This window comes from Microvirga sp. KLBC 81, from assembly GCF_003075415.1.
Taxonomy (GTDB): Bacteria; Pseudomonadota; Alphaproteobacteria; order Rhizobiales; family Beijerinckiaceae; genus Microvirga.
Map to the genome: position 1 here is coordinate 1 of NZ_QDAH01000125.1, position 10,177 is coordinate 10,177.

13 protein-coding genes are annotated in these 10,177 nt (G+C 62.2%); 11 read left to right on the forward strand and 2 right to left on the reverse strand.

Annotated features, from left to right (window positions below):
• Positions 1 to 634 precede the first annotated feature (634 nt).
• Positions 635 to 925, reverse strand: coding sequence for a bacterioferritin-associated ferredoxin (locus DC522_RS30815; protein WP_116532295.1), 291 nt, complete (start codon positions 923 to 925; stop codon positions 635 to 637).
• Between the two features lie 364 nt (positions 926 to 1,289).
• Here DC522_RS30815 and ccmE point away from each other — a divergent pair, with 364 nt between their 5' ends.
• From ccmE to DC522_RS30830, 3 genes are all read left to right on the forward strand, one after another.
• Complete coding sequence (gene ccmE / locus DC522_RS30820) at positions 1,290 to 1,748, forward strand: cytochrome c maturation protein CcmE (RefSeq protein ID WP_116532296.1); 459 nt, start codon at positions 1,290 to 1,292, stop codon at positions 1,746 to 1,748.
• Between the two features lie 119 nt (positions 1,749 to 1,867).
• Entirely contained in the window at positions 1,868 to 3,157 is a 1,290-nt protein-coding gene (locus DC522_RS30825) for an MFS transporter (RefSeq protein ID WP_245444703.1), read from the forward strand.
• An 80-nt stretch (positions 3,158 to 3,237) separates the two neighbouring features.
• Positions 3,238 to 3,450, forward strand: a complete 213-nt coding sequence (locus DC522_RS30830; protein ID WP_116532298.1) for a hypothetical protein — start codon at positions 3,238 to 3,240, stop codon at positions 3,448 to 3,450.
• Between the two features lie 141 nt (positions 3,451 to 3,591).
• Here the strand turns inward: DC522_RS30830 and DC522_RS34450 are convergent, their stop codons facing one another.
• Complete coding sequence (locus DC522_RS34450; protein WP_133239422.1) at positions 3,592 to 3,924, reverse strand: hypothetical protein; 333 nt, start codon at positions 3,922 to 3,924, stop codon at positions 3,592 to 3,594.
• On the opposite strand from DC522_RS34450, the gene DC522_RS37625 reads away from it, so the two are divergent.
• The 8 genes from DC522_RS37625 to DC522_RS30875 all read left to right on the forward strand — a co-directional run bounded on the left by DC522_RS37625 (position 3,902) and on the right by DC522_RS30875 (position 9,900).
• Positions 3,902 to 4,630 (forward strand): Crp/Fnr family transcriptional regulator, encoded by a 729-nt coding sequence (locus DC522_RS37625; RefSeq protein WP_116532300.1) that lies wholly within the window; start codon positions 3,902 to 3,904, stop codon positions 4,628 to 4,630. The two genes, DC522_RS34450 and DC522_RS37625, sit on opposite strands and share 23 nt — an antisense overlap.
• Positions 4,631 to 5,008: 378 nt before the next feature.
• Positions 5,009 to 5,173 (forward strand): periplasmic nitrate reductase, NapE protein, encoded by a 165-nt coding sequence (locus DC522_RS30845; RefSeq protein WP_116532301.1) that lies wholly within the window; start codon positions 5,009 to 5,011, stop codon positions 5,171 to 5,173.
• 12 nt (positions 5,174 to 5,185) lie between these two features.
• Positions 5,186 to 5,479 (forward strand): 4Fe-4S binding protein, encoded by a 294-nt coding sequence (locus DC522_RS30850; RefSeq protein ID WP_116532302.1) that lies wholly within the window; start codon positions 5,186 to 5,188, stop codon positions 5,477 to 5,479.
• Positions 5,476 to 5,733: a chaperone NapD gene (locus DC522_RS30855; RefSeq protein WP_116532303.1), complete on the forward strand. Its 258-nt coding sequence runs from the start codon at positions 5,476 to 5,478 to the stop codon at positions 5,731 to 5,733. Before DC522_RS30850 ends, DC522_RS30855 begins: the two co-directional genes overlap by 4 nt.
• A 4-nt stretch (positions 5,734 to 5,737) precedes the next feature.
• Entirely contained in the window at positions 5,738 to 8,257 is a 2,520-nt protein-coding gene (napA, locus tag DC522_RS30860; RefSeq protein WP_116532304.1) for a periplasmic nitrate reductase subunit alpha, read from the forward strand.
• Complete coding sequence (locus DC522_RS30865) at positions 8,254 to 8,727, forward strand: nitrate reductase cytochrome c-type subunit (protein WP_116532305.1); 474 nt, start codon at positions 8,254 to 8,256, stop codon at positions 8,725 to 8,727. Before napA ends, DC522_RS30865 begins: the two co-directional genes overlap by 4 nt.
• The gene (locus DC522_RS30870) at positions 8,727 to 9,344 is read left to right on the forward strand and encodes a NapC/NirT family cytochrome c (protein ID WP_116532306.1); all 618 of its coding nucleotides are present in this window, start codon (positions 8,727 to 8,729) and stop codon (positions 9,342 to 9,344) included. Before DC522_RS30865 ends, DC522_RS30870 begins: the two co-directional genes overlap by 1 nt.
• A gap of 4 nt (positions 9,345 to 9,348) precedes the next feature.
• A complete protein-coding gene (locus DC522_RS30875; protein ID WP_116532307.1) occupies positions 9,349 to 9,900 on the forward strand; it encodes a DUF4142 domain-containing protein in 552 nt (183 codons plus the stop codon).
• Positions 9,901 to 10,177 lie beyond the last annotated feature (277 nt).

Sequence of the window (10,177 nt, forward strand, 5' to 3'; positions counted from 1 at the left end):
CTTCAACGAAACGCTTCATCCGGCCCTCCGCTGATCAACATCAGCTTAGCAGATCAACGCGTTTCCACACAGGCTGGACCCATAACTGCCATTCAGCAGCTTGGCCAAAATATATGGCGACTCAAAGTACATGGCGACTAGAGTATTTTTCGGTGAAGTGGCTCCGGTTCACCGTCAAAAATACGGCCCGGCAAACAAGAGAGCTGATTCCATGCCAATGGAATCAGCTCTAGGCGTGAGTAGGTTCGCTTGGCTGTCATGACTCGCAGCTCATTACACTGTGACCGCCGACAACGGATTGTGGTAGCCGCGGAACCATGATGTGTGCCGAAGCCGCAGAGCCCATGGAAGCCAGCGCGTGCCAAAGAGGATTTAACTGATTGTCCTGTCTCTGAGGCTCATGAGTGCGAAGGCATGCTCGGCGCAGAACACGTGACTGTGCAAGTTCGCTATCCATCGCCTGCCGCTGTTGCGTTCAGGTACACGATGGCTTGCTCCAGCTACCATGCGAGCCTCCCAATGCGTTCAATACCAAACAGTTCCAGTACAGCAGTCATCGTTCGACAGCTTGGCATCCGGAGTAAGGCAACCAATCACATCGAGACCTAAGAGAAGGTCGTTCCAGGATCCTGCATCATTGGCCGACACGAGTTGAGCGAGATCGCGATCTCTGATGCTGTCCGGGCTCGTTGGAGTTGGCCTGTTGGGTCAGGGGACAGGAGGTCTCGCAATCCGCCGAGCAGGTATGCTTCCGGGCGAGGGTCTCATCCATGATGGAGCGGATGGTGGTGGCGCAGCGCCCGCATTGAGGCCCGCAGCCGAGGCAGCGGTAGACCTGAGCCAGAGTGCGGGGGCAGTCGGGGCCCGGGTTGAGGCAGGCACGCACCTCGCCATCCGAGAAGACATTGCAGGAGCAGACGATCACAGGAGATCTCCAATTCGTAATTGTGCGGGCAAGCGCCAGTCACGGCACGTTCACCCTTTACCGCTCGCTCTAGAGCATCGGACCCAAAAGTGGACTTGCACTTTTGGGAACAATCCGATGCTCCCTTCTCTAGAGAGCGCATCGTTGAAGCGTAAAACCGGGTCCACTTTTCCGCACGATGCGCTAGCTCCTCCGGAATTCATCGGAGGAATTGCACGAGGTCAGGCTCGATCGTGCGGCCGAATGACCTAGCCTTCAGGCGTTTTTATCAGAGCATGGCGGGGGTGGGTTTGCGCTCGGTCAAATCCGGATCGCAGCACCGATGCTACGGAAGCACGTGATTGCAAGCCCGGAGACCTGAAGCATGACCCGCAAGCAACGGCGCCTGATCCTCATCGGGACAGGACTGACCATGATCGTCGTCGCGTTCGGCCTCGTGTCCTTCGCCATGCGCGACACCATCGTGTTCTTCCATACGCCGACCGAGGTCCAGGCCGCCGGCATTGCCCCTGGCATGCGCTTTCGCCTCGGCGGCCTCGTGGAGGAGGCATCGATCCGACGGGGCGACAGTCAAGTCATTGCGTTCAGGGTCAAGGATGCGAGCGGTGCCGTGGATGTGCAGTACCACGGGCTCCTGCCCGATCTATTCCGCGAAGGACAGGGCGTCGTGGCCGAAGGCGTGCTTGACCCGTCTGGCGTCTTCAAAGCCGATACGGTGCTCGCCAAGCACGACGAAAACTACATGCCGCGCGAGGTGGCGGACGCCTTGAAGAGCCAGGGCCACTGGCAGGGCGCGGATCCGCCTGTAACGGGCTCGCGATAGAGCAGGTCGTGAAACTCTACTCTCCGAGGACACACCGCCCTGAGCCGAGAGCCACCCAGGTGGAGCAGTACGACAGTCGAGTAACCGCTCTCGTTGAACCAGTCATGAGACTTCAGCCCATGCACGCCCATAGTCCCCGCCGCTCGGCCTTATTCTTCCTGGTGATCAGCGTCGCTCTCGACCTTCTAGCCTTCGGGATCATTATCCCCGTCCTGCCGCGACTGGTGCAGGAATTCCTCGGCGGCGAGACCGTCAGCGCCGCGCAGGTCTATGGCTTCTTCGGCCTGACCTGGGCTGCGGCACAATTCTTTGGAGCCCCGGTTCTCGGCGCGCTGTCCGATGCCATCGGACGGCGCGCTGTCATTCTGCTATCCAACCTGGCACTCGGTCTCGATTATCTGCTCATGGCCGTTGCCCCAGGGGTGGGCTGGTTGCTGGCCGGCCGTGCAATCGGTGGCCTGGCCTCTTCGAGCTTTACCACCGCCTTCGCCTACGTAGCGGACATCACCGATGCGGATCGCCGCGCCGCCGGGTTCGGGATCATCGGTGCAGCATTCGCCTTTGGCTTCATCGCTGGGCCGGCCCTTGGGGGCCTGCTCGGAGCCGTCGACCTTCGCCTGCCGTTCTGGGTTGCGGCGGGGCTGTGCCTGGCCAATGCGCTGTACGGGAGCCTTGTGCTTCCGGAGTCCCTGCCGCAGGACCGGCGCGTACCATTCGCTTGGCGGAGGGCGAATCCATGGGCCTCCCTGCGGCTGCTTCGGTCGAATCCTGAGGTGTTCAGGGTCTCCTTGGTCCTGTTCGTCTCCAATCTTGCACACGAGGTGTTCCCCGCCGTTTTTGTGCTTTATGCAGGCCACCGTTATGGATGGGATCAGGTCACGATTGGCTTGGCCCTGGCAACCGTCGGTTTTGCCTCAGCCGCGGTTCAGGGAGGTCTCGTGCGCCGAGTCGTGCCGCGCCTGGGTGAACAGGCCACGATGGTCGCGGGCATCGTCTGCGGCGGCCTCGGTTCCCTGCTCTTCGGCCTTGCGCCAAGCGGGAACTGGATTTGGCTGGCCATTCCCGTCGCGGCTCTGTGGGGCCTGTTTGGTCCTGCCGCCCAGAGCCTGATGACCCAGCGGATCGCCGCCTCGGATCAGGGGAGGTTGCAGGGGGCGCTCAACAGCCTGCGGGGCGTGACCGGCCTTATCGGCCCAGTCCTGTTCACGACGAGCTTTGCCGCAGGCGTGTCGCAGCCCGGACCATCGGTCGTGTGGGGTGCGCCGTTCTTCACGTCCGCAGCCCTTTTGCTGCTGGCACTCGTCGCCATTGCGCCTGCCGGCGTTCACGGCGACGTACCCGGACGCAAGGGAGCTCCACGCATTCCATGCCGTCTACGTGGTCCGGATCTCGCTCAGCGCCGGGCGTAAGCGTCGTCTTGTTTGCTGTGCCGCAAAGCAGCGTGCCGCCGATGGGTTAATGAGGATGTATCGTCCGCTGGAGATTGGAGATGACTGGTCTGCCTCACCGCCCATTTCTGCGCCTTCTCGGTCACGGGTTCGCCGTCGCAGCGCTCCTGGTCGTAATGGCCGTGATGGCCCTTGCCGCCGGCTTGGCGCTCCTAGGAGCATTGATCTCGCTTCCAGCATGTCTTGGTTTCATGGCGGTTCGGCAGTGCCTTTCCGGGCGCGCGGAATGGCATCCGAAAGAGCTGCGGACGTGATCGCCTGTGCAGCCTCGCTTGTAATCAGAGCTTTCCGAACGCTGTTCCATGAACGGGGAGGGGAGAATGAAGGAACCCACAGTCCAGCATGGTGTCTCACAAATCTTGAAGCGAGTCCGTGCAGTCTTGGGAACAACCGAGTTAGATTGCAGGTGCCGCAGCCAGCTTGATGATGCCTTGGAACGCTTCGAGGCACTTGAGACCCGGCGACAGCTCCGCGCTCTGATCGTGGATGCGCGGCACCAGGCAGAACGCATCGCAGCGTTGCTCGAACTCGTCAGCGAACTCGACACGGTCACAACTGACGAAACGGATCTCGGTGTCTTCGACGAGATAGCGCTCCTCTTCATCGACATTGGTCTCGCGGCGTCGTGCGGAGCCGGGGACATGGCGAGGGCCAAGAGCCTTGCGCCCTGCACCGCAGGGTCGACATTCACTCCAGGGGATCGCAATGCCCGATGAGGCGCTGTCCATAGGGCTGTTCCGCGGCCTCGAGGAGGGCGTCGCGAAAGACTTGTTGCAGCAGGCAAAGCGACGGCTCCTCGCAGCAGACACCCTGCTTTTCGCGGCCGGAGAGCCCGCCCGCGCTGTCCATGTCCTTGTCTCCGGGGTCGCCCAACTCGTGCAGTCCACTCCGCGAGGTTCGCGCGTCGTCATCAAGTATGTCGGAGCGGGCGAGGTTTTTGGTAGCCCAGCCCTCCTCGACAGGTTCTATCCCGTGGATGCTGTCGCCATTACGGAATGCGAGGAACTCCAATGGCCGGCACCCATGCTGAGAGCCATCGTTGACCGTCACCCGCAAGTCGCACTTAACGTGATCCGCGATCTCGAGGCGCGCCTGCGGGAGATGGAAGACAGGGTGCGAGATCTTTCGGGCGAGTCCGTCGAGCATCGTCTGGCACGTGCCGTCCTCAAGCTTGTCGAGAGGTTCGGCATACAAGTCCCGGAAGGAATCGAGATCCCGTTCCCCGTGAGCCGCCAGGATCTCGCCGACCTTATTGGCAGCACCTTGCCGACAGTAAGCCGGACGCTCCGTAATTGGGAGACGCAGCGGCAGATCAGGCGCCATCGGCGTCGGCTGGTGATCGCTGACATAGAGGCGGTGGCCGGGATCCTTTACAACGACACTCCTTGTCGACTGCAGGTGAGACGCGGCCATCGACGCAGTGCATGGGGATAGCTCGGGCCAGGAGGTGCCGGTGAAAAGCGCCGGCCAGCGCAGAGTGGTCACCAGTGATGATCCTGCCAATGCGGTCGATCTTGCGGTGTATATGTCCGGTTCGAAATCCAGCGGAACGCCTGAGCCCATGACAACACCTGGTGATGAAACCTGGCCGAAGCGATGCCCCGAGAATGTGACAACGGTGGGAAAGCTCGCCTTATTTGTTCTAGCGCAAAGACGGAGCAGGGGTGATCGTATATAGTTGTAATTTTGAAGTATATCCTGAATCATATTCGCGGTTATGAGTGGATTGCTTAGATTAGATAAATATTAGGAACTTTCTAAGGTGACTGTCGTTAGGAAAGAGTTGTGACCTTTTCAGGCGAACCAGAATAAATGCGATCGGAAGCAGTGGAAGCTGGTAGGAAAAAACGTGAGGTGCTCACGTTCCTCGTCCTTGCCGTCCTGATCTGGCCCTTCATCGCTGTCGGCGTCGTGGCAGGCTGGGGCTTTGTTGTCTGGATGTACTACCTGTTCACGGGACCGCCCGGTCCGGTCTGATGGAGGCTGTCGATGGACGAGCCCCCTGACCTCAAGCGTCGTAGCTTCCTGCTCGGAAAGTTCGCAGCAGCTCCCCAGCCCGATGAGCCGTCATTTGCGGTGATTGGCCAAGCCTGTTTTGCCCTTCGGGGAATTGCCTGCATGAGCTGCCGGGATGCCTGTCCGACAGGGGCCGTGCGGTTCGAGCTTGCTGTCGGCGGCGCCCGCCCCAGGATCATGACTGATACTTGCACCGGTTGCGGTGACTGCACCCAGTCCTGCCCCGCCGATGCCATCCGGCTGTCCGCGTCGGAGGCGGCATCATGACCCGTGAGCGTCACATTTCCAGCCTCGTGGTCCACAGCCACCCCGACAAGGTTCCATCGATCGTCGAAATCCTTGGCTCCATCGAGGGGGCCGAGGTTCATGGCGGCGAGGAAGCAGGCAAGCTGATCGTCACACTCGAAACAGAGACCGAGAACCAGGTCGTCGAGCGGATCAACGCGATTCAACTCCTCGACGGCGTCCTCGCCGCCACCCTTGTCTTCCACCATTTCGAGCCAGTTTCAGAGCGGGAGTAGACTGATGGACCTCACGCGCCGCACCCTCCTGAAGACCCAGGCCGCTGCGGCAGCGGCCGCTGCCGCCAACGTCACCCTCCCGGCCAGCGCCCAGAACATTCTGACGGGCGAGGACCTTCGTCTGCAATGGTCCAAGGCTCCCTGCCGCTTCTGCGGTACCGGCTGCGGCGTGATGGTGGCGGTGAAGGACGGCAAGGTCGTCGCCACGCATGGCGACATGCAGGCGGAGGTCAACCGCGGCCTCAACTGCGTGAAGGGCTATTTCCTGTCCAAGATCATGTATGGCAACGACCGCCTTACCCAGCCGCTCCTGCGCATGAAGGACGGACAGTTCGCCAAGGACGGCGAGTTCCAGCCGGTTTCCTGGGACCGTGCCTTCGACGAGATGGCCAGCCAGTTCAAGCGCGTGCTGAAGGAGAAGGGCCCCGAGGCCGTCGGCATGTTCGGCTCGGGGCAGTGGACGATCTGGGAGGGCTATGCAGCCTCCAAGCTGATGCGGGCAGGCTTCCGCACCAACAACCTCGACCCGAACGCCCGGCACTGCATGGCCTCGGCCGCCGTCACCTTTATCCGCACCTTCGGCATGGACGAGCCGATGGGCTGCTACGACGATTTCGAGCACGCCGACGCCTTCGTGCTGTGGGGCTCGAACATGGCCGAGATGCACCCGATCCTGTGGACCCGGGTCACCGACCGCCGCCTCAGCCATCCGCATGTCAAGATCGCGACGCTGTCCACCTACGAGCACCGGACGACCGATCTGTCCGACATGGCCTTGATCTTCAAGCCGAACTCGGACCTCGCGATCATGAACTACATCGCGAACTACATCATCCAGAACGGGGCGGTGAACCGCGAGTTCGTCGAGAAACACTGCAACTTCCGGCTGGCGAACACCGACATCGGCTACGGCCTGCGGTCCGACCACGTGCTGGAGCAGCGGGCGCAGCACGCCAACGATGCGCAGGTCTCCCATGCCGCGAGCTTCGAGGACTATGCCAAGCTCATGAGCCAGTACACGGTCGAGAAGGCTTCCGAGCTCTCCGGCGTGCCGGCGGAGCGGTTGGAGGCCCTGGCGCGCCTCTATGCCGACCCGAAGACCAAGGTGATGTCGCTCTGGACCATGGGATTCAACCAGCATGTCCGCGGCGTCTGGGCCAACCACATGGTCTACAACCTGCACCTGCTCACAGGGAAGATCTCCGAACCCGGCAACTCTCCCTTCTCGCTGACCGGTCAGCCGTCGGCCTGCGGCACGGCGCGCGAGGTCGGCACCTTCAGCCACCGCCTTCCGGCCGACATGCAGGTCAACAATCCCGAGCACCGCAAGCATGCGGAGGAGATCTGGAAGCTCCCGCATGGCCTCCTGCCGGACAAGGTCGGCTACCACGCCGTCCAGCAGGATCGCATGCTGAAGGACGGCAAGCTCAACGCCTACTGGATCATGGTCAACAACAACCTCCAGACGGCGCCGAACACCAACAACGAGACCTATCCGGGTTATCGGAACCCCGCGAACTTCATCGTGGTCTCTGATGCCTACCCGACCGTGACTGCCATGGCGGCCGACCTGATCCTGCCGGCCGCCATGTGGGTCGAGAAGGAGGGTGCCTACGGTAACGCGGAGCGGCGCACCCATTTCTGGCACCAGCTCGTCAACGCGCCCGGAGAGGCCCGCTCCGATCTCTGGCAACTGATGGAGTTCTCGAAGCGCTTCACCACGGACGAGGTCTGGACGAAGGAGATCCTCGACGCCAACCCCGGTTACAAGGGCAAGACCCTCTACGAGGTCCTCTTCGCCAACGGCGAGGCGAACAAGTTCCCGCTGTCCGAGATCGATCCGGCCTACGAGAACCACGAGGCGAAGCACTTCGGCTTCTACGTCCAGAAGGGCCTGTTCGAGGAATACGCCGCCTTCGGCCGCGGCCATGGGCACGACCTCGCGCCGTTCGAGACTTATCACCAGGTTCGCGGGCTGCGATGGCCGGTGGTGGACGGCAAGGAAACGCTCTGGCGCTATCGTGAGGGCCTTGATCCCTATGTCGAGAAAGGCAGCGGGGTGCAGTTCTACGGCAACCCGGACAAGAGGGCCAACGTCATCGGCGCGCCCTACGAGCCGCCGGCCGAGGCGCCGGATGCCGAATACGATCTGTGGCTCGTGACGGGTCGCGTCCTGGAGCATTGGCATTCCGGCTCCATGACCTTGCGGGTGCCCGAGCTCTACAGGGCTTTTCCCGGTGCCGTCGTGTTCATGCATCCGGACGATGCCGCCAAGCGCAATCTCCGCCGGGGACAGGAGGTGAGGGTGGTCTCCCGGCGCGGGGAGATCCGCAGCCGCGTCGAGACACGCGGACGGAACCGCGTGCCGCCGGGACTGATCTTCGTCCCGTTCTTCGATGCCAGCCAGCTCATCAACAAGGTCACTCTCGACGCGACCGACCCGATCTCCAAGCAGACGGACTTCAAGAAATGCGCCGTCAAGATCGTCGCGGCCACGACTGCCGATGCCGGAGACCAACAATGAGGCGCGGACTTTTCTTGTGCTTGGCCAGTATCGTGCCCTGTCTGACGGCAGGAGCTATCCTCGCGCAGGATGCGCCGCGCCTGCGCGGGCCCGAGCCGTTCACCAGGGAGACTCCGGCGCCGCCGATGCAACGGCAGGTGACGGACGACGTGCGCGTGCGCCGCAACTATCCCGACCAGCCCCCGGTGATCCCACATTCCATCGAGGGCTACGCGATGGACCTGAACGCGAACAAGTGCATGTCGTGCCATGCCCGCAAGTTCACGGAGCAGAGCCAGGCACCGATGATCAGCGTGACGCACTACCAGGACCGCGCCGGCAATACTCTCGGCGGACTGGCGCCGCGACGCTACGTATGCGTCGCCTGCCATGTGCCGCAGACGACCGCCAAGCCCCTGGTGGAGAACGTGTTCACGGACATGGATGCAATGGCCGAGCCTGAGCGGCAGCCCGAGCGGGGGAGGCATTGATGGCGGCCGGAATCTCACGGGCCTGGGGCTGGGTTCGGGCAAACTCCTGGGTCAAGACGGCGCTGAGTCCGCCGACCTATCTCAGCCTTGCCTTTCTCACGCTTGGAGGTTTCGTGGCCGGGGTTGTCTTCTGGGGCGGCTTCAACACCGCGCTGGAGGTCACGAACACGGAGAAGTTCTGCACCGGCTGCCACGAGATGCAGGCCAACGTGTTTGAGGAGCTCAAGGGCACCGTCCACTTCACGAACCGCTCGGGCGTGCGGGCCACCTGCCCGGATTGCCATGTCCCGCACGAATGGACCAACAAGATCGCGCGCAAGATGCAGGCCTCGAAGGAGGTCTGGGGCCACATCTTCGGATCCATCGACACGCGGGAGAAGTTCCTGGCCATGCGCAAGCACTTGGCCGAGCGGGAGTGGGAGCGCATGAAGGCCAACGACTCACTGGAGTGCCGCAACTGCCACAGCTCGGAATCCATGGACCTGACGAAGCAGAACCCGCGCGCGGCATCCGCGCACGAGCGCTTCCTGTTCACGGGCCAGAGGACCTGCATCGATTGCCACAAGGGCATCGCGCATCGCCTGCCCGACATGTCGGGCGTTCCCGGATGGCAGTAAGCTCATGATGACCCTGAAATCCCTCGTAATGGCATTTGTTCTCGGAGCGGCGCTCGTGGGAACACTCCCGGCCGCCTGGGCACAAGGACAGGGGGCATCCGGTGTCCCCGCTCAGACGCGTACCATCGACCCGGAAGAGTTTCTGCGACTGGCCTACAGCTCCGCGACCCTTCAAGGTCAGGCTGCGAAGCTCGCCTCCAGCCGAGAGACGAAACCCGAGGTCAGGAGCTACGCGACCGCGGCGGCGGATTTTCGTCTCGGTCTTCTTCAACGTATTGAGACTTTCGCTCGCGAGCGGAGGATGACGCTTCCAAGCGTGAAGGAGTTCGAGCACCAGGTCATCATCGAGAACCTGGAGCCGCTCGATTATCTCGCGCTGAGCCGGCGCTACGCGGAAATTCAGATACAGGCCCTTGATCAGGAATTGGGCATCTACCGGACCGCGAGCCAGAGCGCGCACCAGGAGGTGAAGTCTTTTGCGGAACAAGTCCTCCCTGAATTGCAGAAGCAGCGCGAGGAAGCGCAGAAGATGTACGATGCTGTCGGGCGGCCCTGAGCAGGATGGTGACGGAACACGCGAGAGCCTTTTCCTGTGATACCGCTGATGGTTGTTCCTTCCGTTCCGGGATCGTTTCACAGTTTGATCGCTATCTATAAAGCAAAGCGGCCCGGGATCGCTCCCGGGCCGGAGGATTGGCGTCCTCATTGTCCGTTCTAGTGGCCGCTGGTCGACTGGGCCGACTTCTGCGGATTGTGGTCCTTGAACACGGTGGGGTTCTCAGGCCCTTCCACCTGCAGAAGGCCCGCCAGCCCGCGCTCGACCCGGCTCAGGG